Origin of the sequence: Arthrobacter sp. SLBN-122 (assembly GCF_006715165.1) — a bacterium.
GTDB lineage: Bacteria > Actinomycetota > Actinomycetes > Actinomycetales > Micrococcaceae > Arthrobacter.
In genome coordinates this window covers 3,588,771-3,614,557 of the sequence record NZ_VFMS01000001.1, presented here as the reverse complement: position 1 = coordinate 3,614,557, position 25,787 = coordinate 3,588,771, and the positions used below count along the sequence as shown (strand labels likewise).

At 66.9% G+C, this 25,787-nt stretch carries 23 protein-coding genes; 8 read left to right on the top strand and 15 right to left on the bottom strand.

Translation table 11 applies throughout. The annotated features are described in order from the left end of the window. Positions 1-330: 330 nt before the first annotated feature. The 3 genes from tyrS to FBY36_RS16635 are packed head-to-tail and all read right to left on the bottom strand — an operon-like array spanning position 331 to position 4,648. Positions 331-1,644: a tyrosine--tRNA ligase gene (gene tyrS, locus FBY36_RS16645; RefSeq protein WP_142121186.1), complete on the bottom strand. Its 1,314-nt coding sequence runs from the start codon at positions 1,642-1,644 to the stop codon at positions 331-333. A 34-nt stretch (positions 1,645-1,678) separates the two neighbouring features. Next, positions 1,679-3,907 (bottom strand): HelD family protein, encoded by a 2,229-nt coding sequence (locus tag FBY36_RS16640; protein WP_142121183.1) that lies wholly within the window; start codon positions 3,905-3,907, stop codon positions 1,679-1,681. A gap of 51 nt (positions 3,908-3,958) precedes the next feature. Then, on the bottom strand, positions 3,959-4,648 hold the full coding sequence (locus tag FBY36_RS16635) for a DNA-3-methyladenine glycosylase (protein ID WP_142121180.1): 690 nt from the start codon (positions 4,646-4,648) through the stop codon (positions 3,959-3,961). Positions 4,649-4,776: 128 nt separating this feature from the next. Here FBY36_RS16635 and FBY36_RS16630 point away from each other — a divergent pair, with 128 nt between their 5' ends. Both FBY36_RS16630 and FBY36_RS16625 read left to right on the top strand, forming a co-directional pair. Beyond that, complete coding sequence (locus FBY36_RS16630; protein WP_142121177.1) at positions 4,777-6,270, top strand: DNA-3-methyladenine glycosylase 2 family protein; 1,494 nt, start codon at positions 4,777-4,779, stop codon at positions 6,268-6,270. After that, positions 6,267-6,761: a methylated-DNA--[protein]-cysteine S-methyltransferase gene (locus FBY36_RS16625; protein ID WP_142121175.1), complete on the top strand. Its 495-nt coding sequence runs from the start codon at positions 6,267-6,269 to the stop codon at positions 6,759-6,761. The genes FBY36_RS16630 and FBY36_RS16625 overlap by 4 nt, the downstream gene beginning before the upstream one ends. Before the next feature lie 94 nt (positions 6,762-6,855). On the opposite strand, the gene FBY36_RS16620 is transcribed toward FBY36_RS16625, so the two are convergent. From FBY36_RS16620 to argC, 10 genes are all read right to left on the bottom strand, one after another. Then, complete coding sequence (locus FBY36_RS16620) at positions 6,856-7,593, bottom strand: maleylpyruvate isomerase family mycothiol-dependent enzyme (RefSeq protein WP_142121172.1); 738 nt, start codon at positions 7,591-7,593, stop codon at positions 6,856-6,858. Positions 7,594-7,630: 37 nt separating this feature from the next. Then, positions 7,631-8,179, bottom strand: coding sequence for a pyridoxine/pyridoxamine 5'-phosphate oxidase (locus FBY36_RS16615; RefSeq protein WP_142121170.1), 549 nt, complete (start codon positions 8,177-8,179; stop codon positions 7,631-7,633). A 70-nt stretch (positions 8,180-8,249) separates the two neighbouring features. Next, the gene (gene argH, locus FBY36_RS16610) at positions 8,250-9,677 is read right to left on the bottom strand and encodes an argininosuccinate lyase (RefSeq protein ID WP_142121168.1); all 1,428 of its coding nucleotides are present in this window, start codon (positions 9,675-9,677) and stop codon (positions 8,250-8,252) included. A gap of 5 nt (positions 9,678-9,682) precedes the next feature. Next, positions 9,683-10,888, bottom strand: coding sequence for an argininosuccinate synthase (locus FBY36_RS16605; protein WP_056338239.1), 1,206 nt, complete (start codon positions 10,886-10,888; stop codon positions 9,683-9,685). Positions 10,889-10,933: 45 nt separating this feature from the next. Further along, on the bottom strand, positions 10,934-11,464 hold the full coding sequence (locus FBY36_RS16600) for an arginine repressor (protein ID WP_056338242.1): 531 nt from the start codon (positions 11,462-11,464) through the stop codon (positions 10,934-10,936). After that, positions 11,464-12,465, bottom strand: coding sequence for an ornithine carbamoyltransferase (gene argF, locus FBY36_RS16595; protein WP_142121165.1), 1,002 nt, complete (start codon positions 12,463-12,465; stop codon positions 11,464-11,466). The genes FBY36_RS16600 and argF overlap by 1 nt, the downstream gene beginning before the upstream one ends. After that, entirely contained in the window at positions 12,462-13,715 is a 1,254-nt protein-coding gene (locus FBY36_RS16590; protein ID WP_142121162.1) for an acetylornithine transaminase, read from the bottom strand. The genes argF and FBY36_RS16590 overlap by 4 nt, the downstream gene beginning before the upstream one ends. Continuing rightward, positions 13,712-14,671: an acetylglutamate kinase gene (argB, locus tag FBY36_RS16585; RefSeq protein WP_142121160.1), complete on the bottom strand. Its 960-nt coding sequence runs from the start codon at positions 14,669-14,671 to the stop codon at positions 13,712-13,714. Before argB ends, FBY36_RS16590 begins: the two co-directional genes overlap by 4 nt. Before the next feature lie 56 nt (positions 14,672-14,727). Then, on the bottom strand, positions 14,728-15,894 hold the full coding sequence (gene argJ, locus FBY36_RS16580) for a bifunctional glutamate N-acetyltransferase/amino-acid acetyltransferase ArgJ (RefSeq protein WP_142121158.1): 1,167 nt from the start codon (positions 15,892-15,894) through the stop codon (positions 14,728-14,730). Then, the gene (gene argC, locus FBY36_RS16575; RefSeq protein ID WP_142121155.1) at positions 15,891-16,922 is read right to left on the bottom strand and encodes an N-acetyl-gamma-glutamyl-phosphate reductase; all 1,032 of its coding nucleotides are present in this window, start codon (positions 16,920-16,922) and stop codon (positions 15,891-15,893) included. Before argC ends, argJ begins: the two co-directional genes overlap by 4 nt. Positions 16,923-17,081: 159 nt before the next feature. On the opposite strand from argC, the gene FBY36_RS16570 reads away from it, so the two are divergent. The 3 genes from FBY36_RS16570 to FBY36_RS16560 all read left to right on the top strand — a co-directional run bounded on the left by FBY36_RS16570 (position 17,082) and on the right by FBY36_RS16560 (position 19,566). After that, positions 17,082-18,047: a quinone oxidoreductase family protein gene (locus FBY36_RS16570; RefSeq protein WP_142121153.1), complete on the top strand. Its 966-nt coding sequence runs from the start codon at positions 17,082-17,084 to the stop codon at positions 18,045-18,047. Positions 18,048-18,201: 154 nt separating this feature from the next. After that, entirely contained in the window at positions 18,202-18,840 is a 639-nt protein-coding gene (locus FBY36_RS16565; RefSeq protein ID WP_200830521.1) for an SRPBCC family protein, read from the top strand. 267 nt (positions 18,841-19,107) lie between these two features. Continuing rightward, entirely contained in the window at positions 19,108-19,566 is a 459-nt protein-coding gene (locus FBY36_RS16560; protein WP_160141901.1) for a hypothetical protein, read from the top strand. 106 nt (positions 19,567-19,672) lie between these two features. Here the strand turns inward: FBY36_RS16560 and pheT are convergent, their stop codons facing one another. Together pheT and pheS are read right to left on the bottom strand one after the other, a co-directional pair. Next, a complete protein-coding gene (gene pheT / locus FBY36_RS16555) occupies positions 19,673-22,216 on the bottom strand; it encodes a phenylalanine--tRNA ligase subunit beta (protein WP_142121149.1) in 2,544 nt (847 codons plus the stop codon). Positions 22,217-22,218: 2 nt separating this feature from the next. Further along, positions 22,219-23,280 (bottom strand): phenylalanine--tRNA ligase subunit alpha, encoded by a 1,062-nt coding sequence (pheS, locus tag FBY36_RS16550; RefSeq protein WP_142121147.1) that lies wholly within the window; start codon positions 23,278-23,280, stop codon positions 22,219-22,221. Between the two features lie 201 nt (positions 23,281-23,481). Between pheS and FBY36_RS16545 the strand changes: the two genes are divergently transcribed. The 3 genes from FBY36_RS16545 to FBY36_RS16535 all read left to right on the top strand — a co-directional run bounded on the left by FBY36_RS16545 (position 23,482) and on the right by FBY36_RS16535 (position 25,781). After that, complete coding sequence (locus FBY36_RS16545; protein ID WP_142121145.1) at positions 23,482-23,934, top strand: hypothetical protein; 453 nt, start codon at positions 23,482-23,484, stop codon at positions 23,932-23,934. Continuing rightward, complete coding sequence (locus tag FBY36_RS16540; protein ID WP_142121143.1) at positions 23,934-24,590, top strand: SIMPL domain-containing protein; 657 nt, start codon at positions 23,934-23,936, stop codon at positions 24,588-24,590. Before FBY36_RS16545 ends, FBY36_RS16540 begins: the two co-directional genes overlap by 1 nt. 69 nt (positions 24,591-24,659) lie before the next feature. Beyond that, positions 24,660-25,781 carry an Rv2578c family radical SAM protein gene (locus FBY36_RS16535; RefSeq protein ID WP_142121141.1) on the top strand — a complete coding sequence of 374 codons (1,122 nt, stop codon included), beginning with the start codon at positions 24,660-24,662 and terminating at the stop codon, positions 25,779-25,781. The last annotated feature ends 6 nt before the right edge of the window (positions 25,782-25,787 follow it).

Below are 25,787 nucleotides of genomic sequence, written 5' to 3'. Positions count from 1 at the left end.
GTTCTCAAACAACAGACACATTCGAATATTCCCGGAAGCAATTCGTTGAATTGCTTATTCCGTATTTCTTCGCTGCGATGTTTCAATCTTATTTCATTCATATTCACTTTTGCAAATCCGGTTATTTTCCCGGAATCCACTCGGTGGAATGAATCCGCCCAGCAAAATGAGAAGCAATTTCTTCAGTTCCACGCCCTGCGCGGTAAGAATTGCTTCTCAGAAGTTGGGGGTTTGTCGCCACTCAGCGGCGGCGACTCAGAAAACAATACACGCCCTCCAGCGGCCGTGCAAATCGGCTGCGGAAGGGCGTGCGTGCAGGACCCGAAGGTGCTAGGGAACCAGCACCTCGACGGTGGCCAGGTTCTTCTTGCCCCGGCGCAGGAGCAGGTACTGGCCGTGCAGAAGTTCGGACTCGGAGATCACGGCTTCTGGATCGGAGACCTTCTCGTTGTTCACGTAGGCACCCCCCTCACCCACTGTCCGGCGGGCGGCGGACTTGCTTTCCGAAAGACCGGACGCCACCAGCAGGTCGATAATTCCCATCGCATCCACCTGCACTGTGGTGGAAGGAAGCTCGGAGGTGGCCGCCTGCAGGGTTGCCTTGTCCAGGGCTGCCAGGTCGCCGTTCCCGAAAAGAGCGGCGGAAGCGGCTATGACCTTTTCCGTTGCATCCACTCCGTGCACCAGGGAGGTTACTTCGAAAGCAAGCTTCCGCTGGCCTTCCCTGGCAAAGGGACGCTCGGCCACGGAAACCGCGATCTCTTCAATTTCGGCCCGCGTCAGGAACGTGAACACCTTGAGCCGGTCCACCACGTCTGCGTCCGACGTGTTAAGCCAGAACTGGTAAAAGGCGTAGGGGCTGCACATGCCGGCGTCCAGCCAGATGGCGTTGCCCTCGCTCTTGCCGAACTTGGTTCCGTCGGAGTTGGTGATCAAGGGAGTTCCCAGGGCGTGGACGCTCTTGCCCTCCACCTTGCGGATCAGCTCGGTACCGCTGGTGAGGTTGCCCCACTGGTCCGAGCCGCCGGTCTGCAGCACGCAGCCGTAGTCGCGGTAAAGCTGCAGGTAGTCCATGCCCTGCAGGATCTGGTAGCTGAACTCCGTGTAGCTGATGCCCTCATCGGAGTTCAGGCGGGACGCCACGGCGTCCTTGCGCAGCATGGTGCCCACCCGGAAGTGCTTGCCCACCTCACGCAGGAAGTCGATGGCACTGAGCGGGGCCGTCCAGTCCAGGTTGTTCACGATCCTGGCAGCGTTGTCACCCTCAAAGCTGAGGAAGCGGCTGACCTGGGCCTGCAGATAGCCAACCCACTCGGCCACCGTGTCCTTGGTGTTCAAGGTACGCTCCGCCGTCGGACGGGGATCGCCGATCATGCCCGTGGAGCCACCCACCAGGCCGAGCGGCTTGTGCCCGGCCAGCTGAAGACGCCGCATGACCAGGAGCTGGACAAGGTTGCCCAGGTGCAGGCTCGGCGCGGTGGGATCGAAACCGCAATAGTACGTAACCGGCCCATTGGCGAGGAGCTTTTCGAGCTCTGCTTCGTCGGTGGAGACATGGACCAGCCCACGCCACTTCAGTTCCTGCCAAATGTTGGCGAAAGTGGGGTCGTTGCGCTGCGGTTCGAGGTTGTTCAGTTCTGGCACGCTTTCTAAGTTAGCAGTAACGCCCAACAGCGGGTCAGCCCGCGATCCCGGCAGGCACGGGTTGTGAGGCAATCAGCCGCAGGCGCTGCGTGGCACGGGTCATGGCCACGTACAGGTCCCCCACCTTGCCGTGCTCGTGGTTGAGCATGACGGACGGTTCCAGGACCACGACGCCGTCGAACTCCAGGCCCTTTGCCTCGCGCGGGCTGATCACCACGATGTCCTGTTCGTAGCTGCCGGCGCCGGTGCCGATCCGGCGCCCATACATGGTGCGCAGGGCTGCCGTGGCCTCGGGCAGGAGGTCACCGTCGGCAATGACGGCGAGGAGGCCGCCGTCGAGCGCCTTGATTTCTTCCGGGAGGACCTCCACCAGCTTGCTGACCACTGCGCCCTGCCCGACTTCGTCAATAATGGGCGCCCAGCGCCCCTCGCGTACCGCCTTGGGCGCGGAGACCACCAGGCCCGCGGCGTTGGCCATCCTGACGGCTGCTTCGGCAATCTGGGAAGGCGTGCGGTAGTTGACGGTGAGCTCCTCCAGCTGCCAGCGGTCGCCGAACATCGGGGCCAGTGCCCCCTGCCAGGAGTTGGCGCCTGCCACGGAACTGGTCTGGGCAATGTCGCCCACAATGGTGAAGGACTTCAGCGGGCAGCGCCGGACCAGCAGCCGCCACTGCATGGGCGAGAGTTCCTGCGCTTCATCCACCACAATGTGCCCGAAGGCCCAGGTGCGGTCGCTCGTGGCGCGTTCGGCGGCAGTCTGCCGGGCTTCCTGCTCCCGGTTCTGCTCGGCCAGTTCCTCCGCGGACATCAAGGGGTCCACGCCGGCGGCTTCCATGTTGACCAGGGTCTGCTTTGCGTTGGCCAGGTCGCGGGCACGGTCGTGCTCCTGCTGCGCCAGCCCGCGCCCGGCAGCCGGGTCCAGCTCGCCGAGCAGTTCGGCGGCCTCGTCCAGAAGCGGCACGTCGGATTCGGTCCAGGGGGCGTCTGCGGGACGCTGCAGCAGCGCCCGCTCGGCGGGGGTCAGGTTGGGGGTGCAGAATTCAAGGATTTGCGGCTTGCTGAACAGGTCGGAGATCAGTTTCTCCGGGGTCATGGGCATCCAGCACAGGTTCAGCGCGATCCGCACGTCCCGGGCGGTCCGGACGTCCTCGGCAAGGTATGAGCGGTCCGCGTTGTTGCCGAGGTTGCCGGCTTCGACGAGCTCCGTCATCTGTTCGGTCAGTTCCCGCAGCAGGATCTTCACGAACGTCACCCGTGCCTCGTTGTAAGGCTTTCCGGTGGCACGGGCGCGTTCCCGGGCGCGCCGGACCTGCCGGGGCGTCAGCGTGAGCTTGCGGCCGTCCACTTCGAGGATCCGGTTCTGCGCCGGGACGCGCATGCGGTTGGACACCGCGTTGGCCACTATGGCAGCCATGTCCAGGCGGCCCTTGATGGCGGCCACGGCCGCGTCGGTTTCGGGAACGGCATTGATGCCGGGCATCAGGCGGCCCACACTCGCCATGACAACGCCGGTCTCACCGAGCGAGGGCAGCACCCGTTCGATGTATTTCATGAACGACGACGACGGCCCCACCAGCAGCACACCTGCACTCTTAAGGCGGTCACGGTGGGTGTACAACAGGTAGGCTGCGCGGTGCAGGGCCACTGCAGTCTTGCCGGTGCCCGGCCCGCCCTGGACCACGACGGCGCCGGAGATGGAGGACCGGATGATCCTGTCCTGTTCCGATTGAATGGTGCTGACGATGTCCGACATGCGGCCGGTCCGCTTGGAGTTCAGGGCAGCGAGCAGGGCGCCTTCGCCCTGCAGCGATTCGTCGTCCGTGAGCATCCCGGCGTCCAGGACGTCGTCCTCGATGGCCTTTACTTCGCGTCCCTGCAGGATCAGGTGCCGGCGGCGGCGCACGCCCTGCCGGTCGAAGGCAGTGGCCTGGTAGAAGTGGCCGGCCTCGGGTGCCCGCCAGTCCACCATCAGCCGCTGCAGGTCCTCGGTGGTCAGCCCGATGCGGCCAATGTACTGTGCCTCGCCGGAGTCCAGGTCCAGGCGGCCAAAGACCAGCCGGTCATCCACCGCATCCAGCTGCGCCAGGCGGTCCTCATACAGTGCCGCGAACGCATCACGTTCGGAAACGTTCTGCATGGTGCCCACGGCTCCGGCGCGCCGGACCTGCGCAAGCTGGCGGCGCTTTTCCTCCCGGAGTTCCTCCAGCCGGGCATACAGGCCGGCTACATACTCCCGTTCGTGGGCCAATTCGGCGTCGTGCATTAACGTTCCCCTATCGCGAAAGACAGACCGTCCATTCTACAACCATTTCCGTTAACGCTTGTGAAACGTTGCAGCCGGTGACAGGCCTTCCTGCTGCTTCCTGATCCGGGGCTTGGCCGCCTTGTATTTGGAGACTGTGGGATCGCCGGTGAGCCAGAACCGCCAGGCGTATTCCACCGATCCTCCCGGGCCGGCCACGCCCACCCGCGGACCGGAACTGACGGGCCCACTGGTGCCGGAGGGAAGCTCCAGGCCAAAAGGCGGAGCCAGCGCGTCCCGGCCGCTGTCCGCCGTCGTCAATCCCAAGGCCTTTGCAAGGCGGGCCGGGCCGCTGGCCAGGTCGGCGGGACTCTTCGACGTAGGACGGCGCCGTTGCGCCAGTTCCAGGCCGTCCACCACCTCGCCCGCGCGCAGCAGCAGGGCGGACGCGACGCCGGCAGGGCCGCAAACGATATTGGTGCAGTGGTGCATCCCGTAAGTGAAGTACACATAGAGATGTCCGGCGGGGCCGAACATCGGGGCGTTGCGCGGGGTGGGACCGCGGTAAGTGTGCGAGCCGGGATCCGGGTGCAGGGAATCCTCGGGCCCAAGATACGCCTCCACCTCGGTGAGCCGGATGGACACGTCGCCCTCCCTGGACTGGTGCGTCAGGACGGCGCCCAGCAGTTGCGGAGCAAGCTCGCGGGCATCCCCGGACAGGAAGCTCCGAAGCTGCCCGGCGTCCGAAGTACTTTCGTTCATTGCTTGACCTTACCCAGATGGGGACGGCTTCAGCTCCCCGCAATGCGGCCAGGCACCGGATTCCGCCCTTCCACGGCCATGTCCGATTTCCGCTAGTACCTGCCATGGCAGGCTGGCAGGATGAAGGAATGGACTTCTGGCAGCGCTACCGGGCAATCGACGCCCGCGACCCCCGGTTCGACGGCCAGTTCTACACGGCCGTCCGCACCACGGGAATCTACTGCCGCCCCTCGTGCCCGGCCCGGACGCCCAAGGCGTCAAACGTGACGTTCTACGAGACCTCCGCCGCGGCACACGAGGCAGGCTACCGCGCCTGCAAGCGCTGCCTGCCGGAGGCCGTGCCGGGTACACCGGCGTGGAACGTGCGTCAGGACGTTGCGGGCCGGGCGATGCGGCTGATCAACGATGGCGTGATCAACCGGGACGGGGTTGCCGGTCTGGCCTCCCGTCTGGGCTATTCGCCCCGCCAGCTCAACCGGATCCTGGGCCAGGAGCTCGGCGCCGGTCCCCTGTCGCTGGCCCGGGCCGCAAGGGCCCAGACCGCGCGGACGCTGTTGGTGTCCACCTCCATGAAGCTGGCCGATATCGCCTTCGCCGCCGGGTTCAGCAGCGTGAGGCAGTTCAACGAAACCATCGCCGAAGTGTTCGACATGACCCCCACGGCCCTGCGCAATTCGGCTCCGGGCAGGACGGTCCGGCACCCGGTCACCGGCGGCGGCACGACGGCCCTGACCCTGGGCCTGCCCTACCGGCCGCCGTTCGATCCGGGCATCTTCCCGTTCCTGGCCGTCCGCGCCCTCCCAGGGATTGAAGAGGGCACGTCCACCTCCTACTCACGGACCCTGCGGTTCCCCCACGGCGACGCGCGCTTCCGGGTGGCGTACGACGGCGGCACGCGGGAAGGGCAGCTCACCCTCACCGTCGGCGCGGTGGACCTTCGCGACCTTCCGGCACTGCTGAGCCGGGTGCGGCGGCTGTTCGACCTGGACGCGGACCCGGAAGCGATTGACGCCGCCCTCGCAGCCGATCCGCGGCTTGCTGCCACGGTTGCCTCCGCTCCAGGAATGCGGCTGCCGGGGGCGCTGGACCCGCAGGAGCTGCTGGTCCGGGCCATGGTGGGCCAGCAGATTACAGTGGCTGCGGCTCGGACCGCATTGACCCAGCTGTCCGCAGCCGGCAGTCCCAGCAGTACCGCCGGCGACGGCCTGGACAGGCTTTTCCCCACCCCGGCCCAAATAGCCGGTGCCGGACATCTGCTGAGCGGCCCCAGGAGGCGGACCGGATCGCTGCTCGGTGCAGCATCAGCCATGGCCGCCGGAGATCTGGAGTTCGGTTATGGGGACGACCCCGCAAGCCTGGCCGCCAAACTGCTGCCCTTGCCGGGGGTGGGACCATGGACCGCAGGGTACGTGGCCATGCGGGTCCTGGGCGCCCCGGACGTCTTCCTTGCCAATGACACCGCCGTGCGGAACGGGATCCGTGCCCTCGATAATGGGGAGGGCACCCTCAGCCCTGACTTCCGGGAGACCAGCCCGTGGCGCTCCTACGCCACCATGCACCTGTGGCGCGCCGCGGCACGGCCTGCACTGACAACAACCGTTCCCGCGAAAGGGATGCCATGAAAGCTCAACTGTTGCAGCTGTCCACACCGGACGGACCATTCACCATCCTTGCCCGGGATGGCGTGGTCCTTGCTTCGGGGTGGACGGCGGGCCTTGCGGAACTGACCGGACAGGTCCATCCCGCACTGCGGCCCGACGCCGTGGAGGAGGTAACGGACCTCGGCGGCATCTCATCCGCCGTCGAGGCCTTCTACTCCGGGGACCCCGCCCCGGCCATGGCAGTCCCGGTCCTGCAGCAGTCCGGCCCGTTCCGTGCCCATGCGTGGGATGTGCTGCGCCAGGTCAAACCCGGCTCACCGGTCACGTACACGGAGTATGCGGCCCTCGCGGGCAACCCGCGTGCGGTGCGGGCTGCGGCCAGCGCGTGTGCCTTTAATGCGGCGGCGTTGTTCGTGCCCTGCCACCGCGTGATCCGGACGGACGGCTCACTGGGCGGTTTCCGCTGGGGCCTGCGCATCAAGGAAAGTCTGCTGTCCCGCGAGGCCGCCTGACGCCTGGCAACTCCCCCACCTCCGTGGCTTGCTCCATCACTTGTGGTCCCTAAAACCCCGGTTTAAGGACCATAAGTGATGGAGCAAGGACGTGTTACTTGGGGTCGGGCATCGCCGAAGGCCAGGGCAGCAGGGCAGGCAGGTCGGTGCCGTCCCCGACGGCAGTGGCCCGGAGGCTGTCCAGCGATGGCTTCCGCCCCGCAAGCCATGCAGCAATGTCCGTGACCATGCCACTGACGACGACGGTGCTGCCGCCGGCACCGAGGGCCAGCGGCGGAAGTGCCACCGGCTGCAGGACCAGCCGGGTTTCGGCCGGGACGCGGGCCGCCAGGAAGTCGAAGAGGTGGGAGCAGAATTCCCTGTTCCAGATTTCGGGTCCCGTGCCGCTGTCCAGGTCCGCGGTATGAATGACCAACTCGCGCCAGAGCGCCAGCCCGGCGTCGAAGATCACTCCGTCGCGGAAGGCGATGTGCGTCTGCCACTCATCCTCGCCCAGCGCATCGAAAGCAGCCAGTGCGCGCTGCAGCACTGCATCGACGTCATTGCGGTGCTGCTCGACGCTGTGTCCCGCGGCGAGGTCGATGGCGCGGTTGCGTCCTTCCACGCCGCCGTCGTAAAGCTCCACCGTTTCGCCGCGGCGGCCGTACTCCACCTGCCGCGCCAAAGCTTCGCAAATGCCGGTGATGTGGGCCAGGAGGTGGCCGCGGCTCCAGCCGGGAAGGGTGGACGGAGCGCTTTCACCGCCGTCTGGAATGCGGTCCATGGCGGCGGTCAGCGCGTCGGCGGCCTTGTGCAGTTCAGCCAGCAGCACGGCAGGGGAAGGAGAGGTCATGCGGCCAGCCTAGCCGAGCAACCAGGCGGCCCAGGTACTAATCCAGCAGGGTTCCGTCAGGCCCCACACGGTGCCGGACATGGTTGCCGTCATTGCTGGCCTGCCAGAACTCGATCTCGGTGGGCTGAACGGCGTAAAGCTGCCAGTGCGGATTGTCGCTGCCATCGGCCCGGGGCCGCTCGTGCCAGTCCACTGCGGACGCCTCCGCGGAGAGGTCGGCCACGGTGCCGACCACCCGGACCTGGCGGCCCAGGCCCGGCCAGTAGAAGTTCATGGCGGCACGTGGCTCGGCGGCCAGTTCCCGGCCCTTGCGCGAGGTGCGGGACGTGGCAAAGTGCCAGCCGTCGTCGTCAATGTTCTTCAGGATCAGCATCCGCGAGGACGGCTGCTGCCCGCCCCCGGATGCCGCGCCCACCGTGGCCAGGCTGAACGCGTGCGGCTGCTGCTCCCCCGCGTCCAGCGCCTCATCCAGCCACTGCTTGAACAGCAGCGCCGGGTCCTGCGGCGCGTTGTCCGGATCGAATCCGGGCAGGTCGGCCGGAAAGTCGGGAAGGGTGCGAAGGAATTTGCGGAAGGTTTCGCTCATGGAGCCAGCCTAGCCACAGACGCCAAGGGCCCCGGGGGAACATGCCCCGGGGCCCTGCCAACAATGTTTCCTACCCGGCGTACTCCCGCACGCCGGCAAGCTCGCCTTCCAGCGCGGCCAGCTGGCGTTCGACGGCGGCCGGCGCAGTTCCGCCCTGGGAGTTGCGGCTGTTCAGGGACCCTTCCGTGGACAGGACAGTGCGGACCTCAGGGGTGAGGTGCGCCGAGATGGCGGCGTACTCTTCGTCCGTGAGGTCCCACAGCTCCACGCCGCGGGATTCCGCCTGCTTGACGGCAGCGCCGGAGAGTTCGTGCGCCTCGCGGAACGGCACGCCCTGGCGGACCAGCCACTCGGCGATGTCCGTGGCCAGCGCGAAGCCCTGCGGGGCCAGCGACTCCATCCGCTCCGTGTTGAACTTCAGGGTGGCGATCATGCCGGACACGGCCGGGAGCAGCAGCTCCAGGGTGTCGGCGGCGTCGAACACCGGCTCCTTGTCCTCCTGCAGGTCGCGGTTGTACGCCAGCGGCAGGCCCTTGAGCGTGGCCAGGAGCCCGGTCAGGTTGCCGATCAGGCGCCCCGCCTTGCCGCGGGCCAGCTCCGCCACGTCCGGGTTCTTCTTCTGCGGCATGATGGAGGACCCGGTGGAGTAGGAGTCATGCAGCGTGACGAAGGAGAATTCCTTGGTGGCCCAGAAGATGACCTCCTCCGAAATGCGGGACAGGTCCACTCCGATCATCGAGCAGACCCACGCGAACTCGGCGAAGACGTCGCGGGACGCGGTGCCGTCGATCGAGTTGTGGGTTGCGGAGAAGAAGCCCAGGTCAGCGGCTACAGCTTCCGGGTCCAGGCCCAGCGAAGAACCGGCCAGCGCACCTGAGCCATAGGGCGACACGCCTGCCCGCTTGTCCCAGTCCTGAAGCCGCTGCACGTCGCGCAGCAGCGCCCAGGCGTGGGCCAGCAGGTGGTGGCTGAGCAGGACCGGCTGGGCATGCTGGAGGTGGGTGCGGCCCGGCATGGCAACACCCTGATGGGCTTTGGCCTGCTCCACGAGCGCGTCCACCGTAGCCAGGACGCCGCGCGCGATGATCTTTGCATGGTCGCGCAGGAACATGCGGCCCAGCGTGGCCACCTGGTCGTTGCGGGACCGGCCGGCACGGAGCTTGCCGCCCAGCTGGGCGCCTGCCCGTTCGATCAGCCCGCGTTCCAGCGACCCATGCACGTCCTCATCGGACTCGGCGGGCAGGTAGGCGCCGGACGCCACGTCCTCGTCCAGCTGGTTCAGCGCTGCGAGCATGCCTTCGAGCTCGGCGTCGTCCAGCAGCCCGGCCTTGTGCAGCACGCGGGCGTGCGCCTTGGAACCGGCAATGTCGTAGCGCGCCAGGCGCCAGTCAAAGTGCGTGGACTTGCTCAGCGCCGCGAGGGCGTCCGCGGGGCCGCCGGCGAACCGGCCGCCCCACAAGGCTCCCGCGTTGGTAGCTTCGGTCTTGGGCTCAGCCACAGGGGCTACTTCCCTGCGACCCGGATGTCGCGGCCGGAGGCAACCTTGGCGGACATGCCCCACAGCTCAATGAAGCCCTTGGCCTGGGACTGGTCGAAGGTGTCGCCGGTGTCGTAGGTGGCCAGCGAGAAGTCGTATAGCGAGGTGTCGGAGCGGCGGCCGTTGACGATGGCCTGGCCGCCGTGCAGGGTCATGCGGATGTCGCCGGAGACGTACTTCTGGGTGTCCTCGATAAAGGCGTCCAGGGAGCGCTTGAGCGGGGAGAACCACTGGCCATCGTAGACCAGTTCGGCCCAGCGCTGGCCAACCGTTGCCTTGAAGCGGGCCTGCTCGCGCTCAACCGTGATGTCCTCGAGGTGCTTGTGCGCGGTGATCAGCGCCATGGCACCCGGAGCTTCGTAAATCTCGCGGGACTTGATGCCCACCAGGCGGTCCTCGACGACGTCGATCCGGCCCACGCCCTGCGCGCCGGCGCGGCGGTTGAGTTCCTTGATGGCCTGCAGCGGAGTGACCTTCACGCCGTCGATCGCCACCGGCACGCCGGCTTCGAAGGAGATGGTGACTTCATCCGGTGCCGGCGGGAACTCCGGGGTGGCGGTGTAGTCGTAGATGTCCTTGGTGGGCGCGTTCCAGATGTCTTCGAGGTAGCCCGTTTCCACGGCGCGTCCCCAGACGTTCTGGTCGATGGAGTACGGGTTCTTCTTGGTGGTCTCGATGGGCAGTCCCTTTTCCTCGGCGAAGGCGATGGCCTTGTCGCGGGTCAGGGCGAGGTCGCGGACCGGTGCGATGCACTTCAGGTCCGGGCCCAGGGTCTGGATGCCCACTTCGAAGCGGACCTGGTCGTTGCCCTTGCCCGTGCAGCCGTGCGCCACGGTGGTGGCACCGAATTCGCGGGCGGCCTTCACCAGGTGCTTGACGATGACCGGGCGGGAGATGGCGGACACCAGCGGGTAGTGGCCCTGGTAGAGGGCGTTGGCCTTCAGCGTGGGCACGCAGTACTCGTTGGCGAACTCGTCCGACGCGTCGGCGACGTAGGCCTCGACGGCGCCGCAGCCCAGGGCGCGCTGGCGGATGGTTTCCAGCGATTCGCCGCCCTGTCCGACGTCGACCGCCACGGCGATGACCTCGGCACCGGTGGCTTCACCGATCCAGCCGATGGCGACGGACGTGTCCAGGCCGCCGGAGTAGGCCAGCACAATGCGTTCAGTCACTTTAGATGCTCCTTGTTGGGATTGGTTGTTTCGTTGTCGTCAAGCTTATTGCCCGGCTTCCTCGGCCATTTGCAGGAAGCGGGCTGCGAGGTCCGGGCCGCCCAGCGGGTCGCGGGAGACCAGCAGGACGGTGTCGTCGCCGGCGATGGTGCCCAGGATGGACGGCATCACCGAGTGGTCGATGGCCAAGGCCAGGAAATTTGCGGCGCCCGGCGGGGTGCGAAGGACGGCGATGTTGGCGGAGGCTTCGGCGGTGACCAGCAGTTCACTGCAGAGCCGGGCCAGTCGCGCGTCCAGGATTTCCTGGGTCACGCCGCTCTTCGCGGCCCGTTCACCGCCTTCGCCGGGAACGGCGTAGACCAGGACGCCTTCCTTGCCGCGGACGCGGACGGCGCCCAGTTCCACCAGGTCGCGTGACAGCGTGGCCTGGGTGACCTGCACGCCGTCGTCGGCCAGCAGCGCCGCAAGCTCAGCCTGGGAACGCACGGACTGCCCGGTGAGGATGGCGGTGATGCGCGCCTGCCGGGCGGTCTTGGTGGCCGGGCTGGTGCCCGGAGTGGACGGCTGGGCGGACACTAGAACGTGCTCTCTCCGGTGCCTTCGACGGGGGAAAGGCCATCGACGAAGGCCAGGCCTGAGCGGTGCATCAGCCATGCCATCAGCGCCTTCTGGGCGTGCAGCCGGTTTTCCGCCTCATCCCAGACGATGGACTGCGGGCCGTCGATGACGTCGGCGGAAATTTCGTAGCCGCGGTAGGCGGGGAGGCAGTGAAGTACGACGGCGTCATCCGCGGCGAGTGCCAAGGCGTCCGAGTCGACGGAGTAGTCCCGGAAGAGCTGCATCCGGGCTTCCTTCTCGGCTTCCTGTCCCATGGACACCCAGGTGTCGGTGGCGACAACGTCGGCACCCTTCAGCGCTTCCTTGGCATCGGTGGTGATGAGGACTGAACCGCCGGTTTCTGCCGCGCGTTCCTCTGCCGTCGCCACGATCTCCGCGGCCGGCAGATAGCCCTCCGGCCCGGCGATGCGGACGTGCATGCCGGCGGTGACCCCGGCAAGCAGGTAGGAGTTTGCCATGTTGTTGGCGGCGTCACCCAGGTAGCTCATGGTGAGCCCCTTGAGGTTGCCCTTGTGTTCCTTGACCGCGAGCAGGTCGGCGAGGAGCTGGCACGGGTGGTAGTCATCGCACAGGGCGTTGATGACCGGGACCCTGGAGTTCTCCGCCATGGCCACCAGGCCGGCATGCGGTCCGGTGCGCCACACGATGGTGGAGACCATCCGCTCGAGCACCTTGGTGGTATCCTCCACGGATTCCTTGTGCCCGATCTGAGCCTCGCCGGGGTTGATGATCAGGGCGTTGCCGCCCATGTCCGCGATCCCGGTGGCGAACGAGACCCGGGTCCGGGTGGAGGTCTTGTCGAAGATCACGGCCACGGTCTTGCGGCCGCTGCCCTGCGCGGCGAATGGCTGGACGCTGTAGGGGGCAGCCTTCATGCGGGCGGCGAGCTCAAGGACTTCGGCCTGCTCGGCGGGGCTGAGGTCGGTGTCCTTGAGGAAGTGCCGGGTTGCAGTGGTCACTGGGCGTCCTTAGCGGTCTGGAGGATTGCCGGGAATGCGGCGAGGAAGGTGTCGGCCTGTGCCGTGGTGAGGATCAGCGGCGGTGCCAGGCGGATGGTGCTCGGGCCCGGGCTGTTGACGATGAACCCCGCATCGAGGCCGGCCTGCACCACCGCGGGGGCTACGTCGGCGTCCAGGTCGAACCCGATCAGCAGCCCTTCGCCCCGCACCTCGGTCACGCCCGGGATCGCGGCCAGCGCGGAGCGCAGGTGCTCCCCCACCGCCGTGGCGTTGGCCAGGACATTCTGGCTTTCGAGGGCGTGGAGGGTGGCGAGGGCGGCTGCCGTGGCCACGGGGTTTCCGCCAAAAGTGGTGCCGTGCTGGCCGGCGGACAACAACGACGACGCCTGCTCACCCATGGTGATCAGGGCACCAATGGGGAAACCACCGCCCAGTCCCTTGGCCAGGGTGATGGCGTCGGGGACGATCCCGGCGTCCTCGCTGGCGAGCCACTTTCCGGTGCGTCCGATTCCGGTCTGGACCTCGTCCAGGATCAGCAGGGCCCCGGTCCGGGCCGTCAACTCCCGAGCAGCTTGCAGGTAGCCCGGCGGCAGCGGCCGGACACCGGCTTCACCCTGGATGGGTTCCAGGAACACGGCTGCCACGGTTTCGTCCACTGCTGCCTTGAGTGCCTCCACATCCCCGAACGGGATGTGGACCACGCCGCCTGGCAGCGGCTCGAACGGCGTCCGGTAGGCCTCCTTGGCGGTGAGCGCCAGCGCTCCCATGGTCCGGCCGTGGAAGGCACCCTCGAGGGCGATGATTTTGGTCCGCTTGACCGCACCGTCGCCGGTGTTGCGGCGGGCCAGTTTGAAGGCGGCCTCGTTGGCTTCCGTGCCGGAGTTGCTGAAGAACACCTTGGAACCGGCGGGAGCGTGGGCCAGTTCCAGGAGTTTTTCGGCCAGTGCCACTTGGGTGGGGCTGGTGAAGAAGTTGGAGACGTGGCCCAAGGTGGCGAGCTGGCTGGCGATGACTGACGTCACGAAGGGGTGCGCGTGGCCCAGGGCGTTGACGGCGATGCCGCCCAGCAGGTCCAGGTATTCCTTGCCGTCGGCGTCCCACACCAGGCAGCCTGCACCGCGGACCAGGACCCGCTGGGGCGTACCGAACACGTTCATGAGGGAGCTGGAGTAGCGGGAGAGCCACTCGGAGCCTGCGTGGCCCGTGGTCTCGACCAGCTCGGTCACTGATGATTTTTCCATCGTGTTCATCCGTTGATCTCCTCGTCCGGGACTACCTGGGTGCCGATGCCCGCCGTCGTAAATGTTTCAAGAAGCATGGAGTGGGCCAGGCGGCCGTCCACGATGTGTGCCCGTTCAACGCCCTCGTCAACGGCCTTGAGGCAGGCAGCCATCTTGGGGATCATTCCTGATTCGAGCCTGGGCAGCATCTGCCGCAGCTCCGAGGCGGTGAGGGATGAGATCAGTGAGGACTTGTCCGGCCAATTGGCGTAGAGGCCCTCGACGTCGGTCAGGATCACCAGCTTGGAGGCGCCCAGCGCCGAGGCGACGGCGGCCGCTGCCGTGTCCGCATTGACGTTCAGGACCTGGCCCGTGGGCTGGAACCGGGCAGTGCCCGCCACGCCCTCTCCGCCGTCGACAATTTCCGGGGCCACCGTGGAGATCACCGGAATGCGCCCTGCGCCCAGGATGTCCACGATGCCGGCCGGGTCCACGCCCACCACCTCGCCCACCAGCCCGAGGTCCACCTCTTCCCCGTCCACCACGGTGCCCGTGCGCACGGCGCGCAGCAGTCCGCCGTCTTCGCCGGACATGCCGACGGCGTAGGGTCCGTGGGAGTTGATCAGGCCCACCAGTTCGCGTCCCACCTGGCCGGTGAGGACCATGCGGACCACGTCCATGGCTTCGGGGGTGGTGACGCGAAGGCCGCCCTTGAACTCGGATTCAATGCCCAGCCGGCCCAGCATGGAGTTGATCTGGGGGCCGCCGCCGTGGACCACCACGGGGTGGATGCCCACATGGTGGAGGAAGACGATGTCTTCGGCGAAAGCGCGGCGCAGTTCGCCGTTGACCATGGCGTTGCCGCCGTACTTGACCACCATGGTGCTGCCGGCGAACCGCTGGATCCAGGGAAGGGCCTCGATCAGGGTTGCCGCCTTGTCCTGCGCAGCGGACATGCTGGTGGTTTCACGCGTCTGGGTGTTCATGTTGTCACTTTCCACAGCGGTTCATGCCTTGGGCGGGCAAATGGCTGGCGGAGCCCCTAGCTGGAGTAGGCGCTGTTCTCGTGCACGTAGTCGTGGGTGAGGTCGTTGGTCCAGATGGTGGCTTCGGCGTCGCCTGCCTGCAGGTCGATCTCCACCAGCACCTCGCGCGGCTCCAGGTCCACCAGGCTCCGGTCGTCCCCGATGCTGCCGTTGCGGCAGATCTGGACGCCGTTCATGGCCACGTTGAGCTTGTCCGGTTCGAAGGCGGCATCCGTGGTGCCGACGGCGGAAAGCACGCGGCCCCAGTTGGGGTCCTTGCCGAAGATGGCGGCCTTGAACAGGTTGGAGCGGGCCACCGAGCGGCTGACCGTTTCGGCGTCGGCTTCGCTGGCGGCGTTGAAGGTGCGGATGGCGATGTCGTGGCTGGCTCCCTCGGCATCGGCGATCAGCTTCCGGGCCAGCTCGGCGCACACCTGGGTCAGGCCCTCGCTGAATGCTTCGGCGGAGGGAACGGCACCGGCGGCGCCGGAAGCCAGGAGGACCACAGTGTCGTTGGTGGACATGCAGCCGTCGGAGTCGGCGCGGTCGAAGGTGACGCGCGTGGCATCGCGGAGGACGACGTCGAGAAGTTCCGGCTGCACCATGGCATCCGTGGTGAGCACCACCAGCATGGTGGCCAGGCCGGGTGCCAGCATGCCGGCGCCCTTGGCGATCCCGCCGATGCTGAACTCCTGGCCGTCGGCGTCGGTGCCGATGAAGAGGGCCGACTTTGGCACGCTGTCGGTGGTCATGATGGCGGTGCCCGCAGCCGGGCCGCCGTCGGTGCTGAGTTCTGCAGCGGCGGCCTCAACGCCCGGCAGGATCTTGTCCATGGGCAGCTGTTCGCCGATCAGCCCGGTGGAGCAGACAAAGACGTCGGTGGCCGAAATGCCCAGGACCTCGGCCACTTTCTCGGCCGTGCTGTGGGTGTTCTGGAAACCGGTGGGGCCGGTGCAGGCGTTGGCTCCGCCGGAGTTGAGGATGACGGCATCCACGCGGCCATCGGAGACCACCTGGCGGGACCAGTGCACGGGGGCTGCTGCCACGCGGTTGCTGGTGAAGACGGCGGCGGCCGCCTTGGAGGGGCCGTCATTGACGACCAGGGCGAGGTCCGGGTTGCCGGAGGCCTTGAGTCCGGCAGTGACGCCGGCTGCCCGGAATCCCTGGGGTGCGGTGATGGTCACGGGGCTACTCCCTGGAGGTTGAGGCCGGCGGTTTCGGGCAGGCCGAGTGCGATGTTCATGGACTGCACGGCGCCGCCGGCGGTGCCCTTGGTGAGATTGTCGATCACGCAGGTGACGATGACCCGTCCCGTGTGCGCGTCGAAGGCCAGCTGCATGGCGGCGTGGTTGGAGCCCTGGACGGACTTGGTCGCGGGCCACTGGCCCTCGGACAGCACGTGGACGAACGGCTCGTCGTCGTACGCTTCGGTCCATGCCTGGCGAAGCTGCGCTGCGGTGGTGCCGGCTTTGACCTTGGCGGTGGCGGTGGTCAGGATGCCGCGGCTCATGGGAGCAAGGGTGGGGGTGAAGGAAACATTGACCTTCTCCCCGGCCGCGTTGGAAAGGCCCTGCTCGATCTCGGGGGTATGCCGGTGTCCGCCACCCACGCCGTAGGGACTCATCGAACCCATGACTTCGGAGCCGATCAGGTTGACCTTCGCGGCCTTGCCCGCGCCCGAGGTGCCGGAGGCGGAAACGATCACAACGTCGTCCGGCTCCAGCAGGTTCGCCGCGAAGCCGGGGGTCAGGGCAAGGAGGGCCGAGGTTGGGTAGCAGCCGGGAACGGCAATGCGCTTGGCGCCCTTGAGGGCCTCACGCTGCCCGGGCAGCTCCGGAAGCCCGTAGGGCCAGGTGCCGGCGTGGGGCGAGCCGTAGAATTTCTCCCAGGCAGCGGGGTCCTCGAGGCGGTGGTCCGCGCCGGCATCGATGACGACTGTCCCTTCGGCAAGCTGGGCGGCGATCTCGGCTGAGGCACCGTGCGGCAGCGCCAGGAAGACGACATCATGGCCGGAGAGGTTCTCCACGGTGGTGTCTTCGAGGATGCGGCTGGCCAGCCCATGCAGGTGCGGCTGGAGTTCACCGAGGCGGGAACCGGCATTGCTGTGGGCTGTGATTGCACCGATGGTCACACCGGGGTGTCCGGCGAGAAGGCGAAGGACCTCTCCCCCGGCGTAGCCGCTGGCTCCCGAAACCGCAACAGAAATAGTCATGCTCCGACTATACAGCAATAGTTATGCACTGGTATCGATATTTATGCATGCGAGTCGCCGCAAGGAATAGTTTCGGGACTTGCCGTCCCTGTCAGCAGTATCCATAGGATGGATTCGGCAGCCGGGGCCGGAAACGCCGGAACCGGCGAAAGGAGAGCCATGACGCACGCAATCGTCGCACGGCAGGCAGGCGGACCGGAAGTCCTTGAGTACGCAGAGGTTCAGACCCCTGCCCCGGGACCGGGCCAGGTGCTCTTTAAAGTCGGGGCGGCGGGCGTCAATTTCATCGACACTTACAAGCGCAGCGGGGCCTACAAAGTTCAGTACCCGTTCACCCCCGGCACGGAAGCCGCGGGCGCCGTGGAGGCAGTGGGCGAGGGCGTTACCGGTTTCTCAGTCGGTGACCTGATAGCCACGGCCGAGGGCATCAACTGCTACGCGGACCAAGCCCTGGTGGATGAGGATGCCGCGCTTCCGGTGCCCAAAGGCCTGGACGTCTTTACCGCCGCAGCCCTCCCCCTCCAGGGCATCACCACCCACTACCTGATGAACTCAACTTTCAAGGTGGAGCAGGGCCACAAGGTCCTGCTGCATGCCGGAGCGGGCGGGGTTGGGCTGCTGCTGATCCAGCTGCTCAAGTCCCGGGGCGCGGAGGTTCTCACTACTGTCTCTACAGACGAAAAGGAGCAGCTGGCGCTTGAGGCCGGGGCAGACCACGTGCTGCGGTACGACGGCTTCGCGGAGCGGGTCCGGGACATCACGGGCGGCACGGGCGTGGACGTGGTCTACGACGGCGTGGGGAAGGATACTTTCGACGGCTCGCTGGCCGCCCTGCGGGTCCGGGGAATGCTGGTGCTGTTCGGCGCCGCGTCCGGCCCTGTTCCGCCGTTCGACCCGCAGCGCCTGAACGCCGGCGGCTCCCTGTTCCTCACCCGGCCCACCATGGGCCACTACCTGCGCGACGCCGCGGAACGGCGCTGGCGCTCCAACGAGGTCTTTGCCGCCGCCGCCGACGGGAGCCTGAAGGTCCGGATCGGCGCGCGCTACCCGTTGAGCCAGGCAGCCCAGGCGCACCGCGACCTGGAGGGCCGGAAGACCACGGGCAAGGTCCTCCTGGTGCCCTGACACCTGGTCCTTGTGGACCGTGAACCAGCCACGACGGCGGCTCGCAGCCTGAGCGCGGCGGTTGTACATGGGGCGCCCACACCCTGGCCCTGGGATGGCTGAACAGGGCTTTCGGCCCACCCCAAAGGCAGCCCCAGGGTGGGACACTCGGCCAATGACGGATCAACGAAACCTGCGCCGACTTCCTGCCGCCGGAGCACTTATCTGTATTCCGGCCTGCTGGTTTGCGTTCCGGCGCCTTCAACTGCGCTGGGGTGCAACCCCCGAGGAGGCGGGCGGGCCACTGCCCGGTGATGACCTGATCGCTGTCGCCGGCCTGCAGGCAACGCGGTCTGTCACCGTCCATGCCCCGGCAGAACGGGTGTGGCCCTGGCTGGTGCAGATGGGCCAGCGCCGAGGGGGACTCTACAGCTACGATTTCCTGGAGAACCTCGCCGGCCTGGACATCCACAGCGCGGACCGCATCCATCCTGAGTGGCAGGACATCAAAGTGGGGGACCCTGTCCATCTGGCACCCACGGACTCCTCGAATCTGGAGGTGGCGCTCCTTGAACCGGAAAGGGCGCTCGTCCTGCGCATCCCCCCAAGTCCAGCGCCCGGCCCCTTCGACTTCACCTGGGCCTTCATCCTCCAGCCCAAGCCAAACGACACCACCCGACTCGTTGTCCGTGAGCGGTACGCCTATCGGCAATGGTGGGCACGGTTCCTGGTCGAGGCCGTGGAAGTCGCCAGCTTCGTCATGTCCCTGCGCATGCTCCACGGGATCAGGAGCCGGGCCGAGGGACTCACTTAAAGGAACAGGCTGCAGACCGCAGCCATCCCGGGGCAAGAACATTCACATCGCCAGGGATACCAGTCACAGGATGGAGAGTCCTCAATCATGGACAGTCCCAGGCAGCCGGCTCAATTGCCCCCGAAAATCCTGCGCATTCCCGGGGCAATCCTCGCCGCGGAAGCTGTCTATCACCGGTTCCTCCGCCCGCTCCACCTCCACTGGGGAGCGAACAAGGACGAAGAAGAACGCCCAATGCCAGGCGATGAGTTCGTAAACGATCCGTACGTGACGACAACCAGGGCCGTATCCATCAAGACCCTCCCCGGCAGCATCTGGCCGTGGCTGGTGCAAATGGGCGACAGGCGCGGTGGCCTATACAGCTACGACATCCTGGACCGGGCCTTCGGTATCCTGAGCGGCCCAAGCGCCGGCAGGATACTTCCCGAGTTCCAAGGGCTTGCGGCAGGTGACGTGATTCCCCTGGGCAAGGGCCCGGACTGGCCGGTAAGGATCCTTGACGCCGAACGGGCCATGGTACTGGAACCGGTCTCCGGCCGCGTCAGTTGGTGTTTCGCGCTGTACCCGGAGGGAGACCACACACGGTTGGTGAGCCGGGTACGCATCCGGATCTACACAAAGGTCGTCCTCTGGATTCTGGCCCCGCTGGTCGATGCATGCTGGTTCGTTATGGAGCGAAGGATGCTCAAGGGAATCCGTCAACGTGCCGAGAAACCTAGGAAGTAAGAAAGTTCTGCGCCTTCAGCATGTTCGAACAGTTGGCGCCGTAACGAAGAAGTCCCCGCACCCAATTCGAGGGGTGCGGGGACTTCTATCTGGGGGGGTGTCCTGCTTACCGCTGGACCGCTCCGAAGCGTTCCGCGGCCAAGGCAACTGCCTGCTCACGCGCAGCAGAGGCTTCGTCTGCGGTGAGGGTGCGGTCAGCTGCCCGGAACCGAAGGCCGAAGGCCAGCGACTTCCTGCCTTCCTCGATGCCCTTGCCTGCGTAGACGTCGAACAGCGCAACGTCCTCCAGCAGCGCGCCGGCGCCTTCCCGCAGCGCCTCGAGGACCTCGTCCGCGGGCACGTCGGCAGGAACAACGAGTGCAACGTCCTGGGTGGCTACCGGGTACGTGGAGATATGGCGGGCCACGATCACGTCCGGTGCCGCCTCAAACAGCGCGTCCGCGTCGAGTTCAAGTGCCACCGAACGGGCGGGCATGTCCGACGCCGCCAGCAGCTTGGGATGCAGTTCGCCCGCGTAGCCCACGGTCTCCCCTGTCCGCAGCGCCAGGCGGGCGGTGCGGCCGGGATGGAACGCCTGGTGGCTGCCCTGGCTGACCACCAGGTCGACGCCGAGGACGTCGCCGGCGAGGCGGGCAACATCCAGTGCGTCAGCCCAGTCCCACTGCCGGGGGGTGTGCCCCGCGGCAGCCGGGGAATCATGGCCGGTGAGCACGGCAGCCACATGGAACGGCTGGTCCGGGACGCCGTCGTACAGTGCATCGAGCACCTCGGCGTCAGGCTTGGCGCCCAGCGGCGGGATCGAAGCTGTGCCCACGGTCCCGGCCGGCAGGAACACCAGGCCGGACTCGAACAGGGCAAGATCGCGGAAGCCCCGCGAGTGGTTCCGCTTGGCCACCTCGATCAGCCCAGGGAGGATGGAGGTCCGCAGGAAGCCCTGCTCCTCGCTGATGGGATTGGCCAGCTTGACCGCACTCCGCTCCGCGCCCTGTTCGGCCACGCCGAAGGTGTCGTTGGCTGCCTTGGACACGAAGGGGTAGGCCAGGACTTCGGTGAGGCCGGCGTCGGCGAGCGCCTGGATCAGGCGGCGGCGCTGCTGCTGCACACGGGTGAGGCCGCGGCCCGGCGGCGCCACGGGCAGGGTGGCGGGAATTTTGTCGTAGCCCACCAGCCGGGCGATTTCCTCGGTCAGGTCTTCCTTGGTCTCCAGGTCGCTGCGCCAAGTAGGCGGCGTGACGCTCCAGCCGCCGTCGTTCTTTTCCACGACAGCGCCCAGGTCTTTAAGGGAGGTGACAATCTGCTCTTCGGTGAAGTCAATGCCGATGCGGGCCGCGGCGAAGCCGGCGGGCAGACCAATGGTGATGGTCTCCGGTGCCGTGCCCACGTCGGTGCCCGTTTCGTCGGCCGTGCCGCCGGCCAGTTCCACCAGGAGGTCAACCACGCGCTGGGCGGCAATGCCCGCCACCTGCCAGTCAACCCCGCGCTCGAAACGCTTGGACGCCTCGGACGGCAGCTTGTGCCGGCGCCGCGAGCGCCCAATGGACACCTCGTCGAAGTGTGCAGCTTCCACCAGGATGTTCGACGTCGAGTCGCTCACCTCGGTGGCCGCACCGCCCATGACGCCCGCAATACCGATGGCACCGGAGTCGTCGGTGATGAGCAAGTCCTCGGCGTCAAGGGTGCGTTCCTTGCCGTCCAGGGTGGTGATCTTCTCGCCTGCCGCCGCGCGCCGCACCACGATGTCACCGGTGAGCTTGTCCTGGTCGTAGCAGTGCGTGGGCTGGCCCAGCTCCAGCATGACGTAGTTGGAGATGTCCACGGGCAGCGAAATGGAGCGGATGCCTGCCAGCCGGAGCCGTGACATCATCCATGGCGGAGTGGGCCTGGTCGCATCGACGCCGCGGACAGTCCGGGCCACGAAGCGGTCGCAGCCGGGCTTGCCGTAGATGGGCGCGTCGTCGTTGAGCTTGACGCCGTAGCCGCCCGACTGCCCTGCAGGGGCGCTGACTTTGGCTGCCGGGTCCGTGAAGGCGGTTCCGGTGGCATGCGCATACTCGCGGGCCACGCCGCGGATAGAGAATGCGTAGCCCCGGTCCGGCGTGACGTTGATTTCCGCTGCCTGGTCATAGAGGCCCAGCAGCTCCATAGCGTCTGTGCCCACCTCCGGGTCCAGCCCGATGCGGGACAGCACCAGGATGCCGTCGTGGTCCTCGCCGATGCCCAGCTCGCGGACGGAGGCGATCATGCCGGCGGAGAGGTGGCCGTAGGTCTTGCGGGCCGCGATGTGGAAGTCGCCCGGCAGGACGGCACCGGGGAGGGTGACCACCACCTTGTCGCCCTCAACAAAGTTGTGGGCTCCGCAAACAATGCCCTGCACGCCGGAGGGGTCGATGCCCTTGCCGGTGAGCGTCTGCTCCTGCCCTTCCGGGACAACGCGGACCTGGCACCAGTTGATGGTCTTGCCGTTGCTCTGCGGTTCCTTGACCAGGCTCAGGACCTGGCCTACCACCACGGGGCCCTGGAGGGTGTCCGTGGGACGGTGGACCGCTTCCTCCTCGAAGCCAACCTTGACCAGCTCGGCCATGACATCTTCGGCCGTTGCTCCGGCCGGTACTGCCGCGAATTCACGCAGCCAGGAAAGTGGGATACGCACTGTTAGATCTCCATCCCGAAGTGCTCGCTGAACCGTACATCGCCTTCGATCATGTCGCGCATGTCCCCCACCTCGTTGCGGAACATGAGGGTGCGCTCGATGCCCATGCCGAAGGCAAAACCTGAATAGACCTCGGGGTCGATGCCTGCGGCGCGCAGGACGTTGGGGTTGACCATGCCGCAGCCGCCCCACTCAATCCAGGCCGGGCCGCCCTTGGCGCCAGGGTGGAAGATGTCCAGCTCCGCGGAGGGCTCGGTGAACGGGAAGTAGTTGGGGCGGAGCCGGATCTGGGCCTCGTCGCCGAACATCTGCCGGGCGAAGTGTTCCAAGGTGCCGCGCAGGTCCGCCATGGACAGGTTCCTGTCAATGGCCAGGCCTTCGAACTGGTGGAACACCGGGGTGTGGGTGGCGTCCAGCTCATCGGTGCGGAACACCTTGCCGGGGCACAGCACGTAGATGGGCACCTCGCGCTCCAGCATGGAACGGACCTGTACCGGGGAGGTGTGGGTGCGCATCAGCAGGTGGGCTTCGGGGGGTTCCACGAAGAAGGTGTCCTGCATTTCGCGCGCCGGGTGGTCCGGCTTGAAGTTCAGGGCGTCGAAGTTGAACCACTCGGATTCGACTTCGGGGCCTTCGGCGATTTCCCAGCCCATGCCCACGAAGATGTCTGCCACGCGGTCCTGCAGCGTGGAAAGCGGGTGGCGGGCGCCGGCGCGGCGGCGGCGTGGGGCTGCGGTGACGTCAACGGTTTCCTCCACCAGGATCCGGGCGTCGTTCTCGGCTTCGAGCACCGCGGTGCGCTCGGCGAGCGCCTTGTTGACCCGGCCGCGGGAGGCACCCATCAGCTTTCCGGCGAGCGCCTTCTGGTCCTTGGGTAGGCGGCCAATCTCGCGGTTGGCAAGGCTGAGCGGGGACTTCTCGCCGCTGTGGGCAAGCCGCACCGCCTTCAGCTCGTCAAGGGTGGCCGCACCGTCAATGGCGGTGATGGCCTGGTCTACAGCGGCGTTGATGGCGGCCTCATCCGTGGGATTCGGAATGGCGGCGCCCGGCAAAGTTTCAGTCATCTACTGTTCTTAGCTACGAGTCGTGGCTGCCGGCGGCCGGGGCAGCCGTTGGCGGTTTCCCGCCCGGCGCGTCCGTCGCCGGCAGGTCATGGATGAATGCGCTGAACGTCAGGTGCATTCAATGACCAGGTCAGGGCTCGCCGGCAGGACCGGCGGCCACTGCCCTCCAGTCTAGTTGAACCCTCCGGTTACCATGGCCTCATGACTTTGCGGCAGCGCGCAGGTGCCTTTCACGACCCGACGACGGCCCAGCGGCTGAGGCGGGCAGCGAACCTCCTGAACGGGAGCACCCTGGCCGGGCTCGCCGTCGCCCTCGCCGCCCGGACCCGGATCAGCCGGGGGCCGCGCGGACTGATCGTCGCCGCGGGCTACCGCTGGCGGCTGCCGTTCGCGCAGGCCTACACCCTGGGCAACGTAGTGTTCTGCCGCAGCACAGCCCGGGAACTGCTGTCCCGGCCGGCACTCCTGGGGCACGAGGAAAGGCACTGCACGCAGTACGCGTGGTGCCTGGGGTTGCCCTTCATCCCGCTGTACCTCGCAGCCGCGGGCTGGTCCGTTCTGCGAACCGGAAATCCGGGAACGGGGAACATCTTTGAACGCCGGGCAGGGCTGGCAGCCGGCGGCTACCCGCTCACGGCGGGGAGGCGAGATTGATGGGACAGGAACCCGGCGGAAACGGGGAGGCGCGGACGGTCACCGTTACAGGCACGGGATGGGCGGAAGCGCCGCCTGACCTGATGCTGGTTTCGGTGGGAGTGGAGTGCCGCGCCGAATCGGTGGAGGGCGCCTACGCCTCGGTCGAGGAGGGACTGGCTGCGGTGGGCTCCGTTCTCCGCAGCCACGGCATTGCCCCGGACGATATCCGCTCGGCGGGTTTAGCCGTCCGCGCCGACCTCGCCTGGCGGGACGGCGAAGGCCAGAAACTCGTGGGGTACGTAGCGTCCAGCAGCCTCACCGTCAGGCTGCGGGACCTCGTCAGTGCGTCCTCCGTCATTTCCGGCGCAGTTGGTGCCGCCGGGGACAATGTGCGGCTGAACAACCTGCAGTTGGTCCTCTCTGACGACGCCGCGGTCCGCGCAGAGGCCAGGGAAGCTGCCTGGCATGACGCGTTGCGCACCGCCATGCAGTATGCAGCCCTGGCCTCCGCCACCCTGGGCCGGGTGCTTTCCGTGACGGACCGGCCGCCTCAGGCAGGACCGGTTCCGCTTGCAGGCATGCAGCGGACGTCCGCGTCGGAGGGCGTGGCAGTCGAACCGGGTACCAATCGAATTGAGGCCATCGTGACTGCCACCTGGGCGCTGGAACAATAGCCTCTTCCGCCGGCACGGTCTGCTGCGCGGCGCCTTGACTTCCATTCGAACATGTTTTCGAATGGAGTCATGAGATGGGAAGCGCAGGCACTGGTGCCCAATCCACCGGACACCGCAGCAGGGGCAGCTCCGGCGCTCCTTCCACTGGCGGGACTGGTCCGCTCCATCACCACTCCGGAGTTCGCCGGTATTACGTTCCATGAGGTCACGGCAAAGTCGGCGCTCAACAGGGTCCCGGCGGGGTCAAAGATGCCGTTCGAATGGACAGTGAATCCCTACCGCGGCTGCAGCCACGCCTGCGTTTACTGCTTTGCGCGGAAGACGCACACCTACCTGGATTTCGACGCCGGCATGGACTTTGACAGCCAGGTGGTGGTCAAGGTGAACGTCGCGGAGGTCCTCCGCAAGGAACTGAACAAGCCTTCCTGGGGACGCCATCAGGTGGCGCTGGGCACCAATACCGATCCCTACCAGCGGGCCGAGGGCCGGTACCGGCTCATGCCCGGCATTATTGCCGCACTGGCGGAGTCCGGCACTCCCCTGTCCATCCTCACCAAGGGAACCCTGCTGGCCAGGGACATTCCGCTGCTCAAGAGGGCTGCCACGCAGGTACCCGTGGGGCTGGGCATCTCCCTGGCCATGACGGACGAAGCCTTGTCGGAGGCCATCGAGCCCGGCACGCCCGGACCCAGGGCACGGCTCAAACTAGTCTCCCGCCTGCGTGAGGCTGGACTTCCCTGCGGTGTCATGGCCATGCCCATCCTGCCGTGGTTGTCAGACAGTGATGAGGCCCTGGATGCGCTGTTCGGTTCGCTGGCTGCAGCCGGGGCAACCGGAGTCAGTGCTGGCGCGCTGTACTTGAAACCGGGCACCAGGGAATGGTTCATGAAATGGATCGCCACCCACCACCCCGAACTCGCCGGCCGGTACCGGCGGCTGTACGGGACAGGTTCCTACGCCTCCAAGGAGTACCGCACCTGGCTGGCCGGCAAGGTCAGGTATTTCAAGGCCCGGCACGGCTTTTCACATTCCGCCGGTTTCAGCCACCGGAACTTGGAGGACCCCAGGGTGGAGGAAGCGGAATATCCGGCCGGGATCATTCCCACTGCGGTTCCCGGCGCCCCGGCTGATCATCCTCCGGCGCCAGTTTCGGCTGCATCCCGGGATGCTGTGCAGGAATCGCTTTTCTAACCGGCC

What these genes read in the sequence shown, in the direction of transcription:
- FBY36_RS16630 (WP_142121177.1), top strand. Translation starts at nt 4,777, where the DNA reads ATGGACTTCTGGCAGCGCTACCGGGCAATCGACGCCCGCGACCCCCGG.
- FBY36_RS16625 (WP_142121175.1), top strand. Translation starts at nt 6,267, where the DNA reads ATGAAAGCTCAACTGTTGCAGCTGTCCACACCGGACGGACCATTCACC.
- FBY36_RS16535 (WP_142121141.1), top strand. Translation starts at nt 24,660, where the DNA reads ATGAGATGGGAAGCGCAGGCACTGGTGCCCAATCCACCGGACACCGCA.
- FBY36_RS16590 (WP_142121162.1), bottom strand. Translation starts at nt 13,715, where the DNA reads ATGAACACGATGGAAAAATCATCAGTGACCGAGCTGGTCGAGACCACG.
- FBY36_RS16540 (WP_142121143.1), top strand. Translation starts at nt 23,934, where the DNA reads ATGGGACAGGAACCCGGCGGAAACGGGGAGGCGCGGACGGTCACCGTT.
- argB (WP_142121160.1), bottom strand. Translation starts at nt 14,671, where the DNA reads ATGAACACCCAGACGCGTGAAACCACCAGCATGTCCGCTGCGCAGGAC.
- FBY36_RS16620 (WP_142121172.1), bottom strand. Translation starts at nt 7,593, where the DNA reads ATGACCTCTCCTTCCCCTGCCGTGCTGCTGGCTGAACTGCACAAGGCC.
- FBY36_RS16545 (WP_142121145.1), top strand. Translation starts at nt 23,482, where the DNA reads ATGACTTTGCGGCAGCGCGCAGGTGCCTTTCACGACCCGACGACGGCC.
- FBY36_RS16565 (WP_200830521.1), top strand. Translation starts at nt 18,202, where the DNA reads ATGACGGATCAACGAAACCTGCGCCGACTTCCTGCCGCCGGAGCACTT.
- FBY36_RS16640 (WP_142121183.1), bottom strand. Translation starts at nt 3,907, where the DNA reads ATGCACGACGCCGAATTGGCCCACGAACGGGAGTATGTAGCCGGCCTG.
- FBY36_RS16635 (WP_142121180.1), bottom strand. Translation starts at nt 4,648, where the DNA reads ATGAACGAAAGTACTTCGGACGCCGGGCAGCTTCGGAGCTTCCTGTCC.
- FBY36_RS16615 (WP_142121170.1), bottom strand. Translation starts at nt 8,179, where the DNA reads ATGAGCGAAACCTTCCGCAAATTCCTTCGCACCCTTCCCGACTTTCCG.
- argC (WP_142121155.1), bottom strand. Translation starts at nt 16,922, where the DNA reads ATGACTATTTCTGTTGCGGTTTCGGGAGCCAGCGGCTACGCCGGGGGA.
- pheS (WP_142121147.1), bottom strand. Translation starts at nt 23,280, where the DNA reads ATGACTGAAACTTTGCCGGGCGCCGCCATTCCGAATCCCACGGATGAG.
- FBY36_RS16570 (WP_142121153.1), top strand. Translation starts at nt 17,082, where the DNA reads ATGACGCACGCAATCGTCGCACGGCAGGCAGGCGGACCGGAAGTCCTT.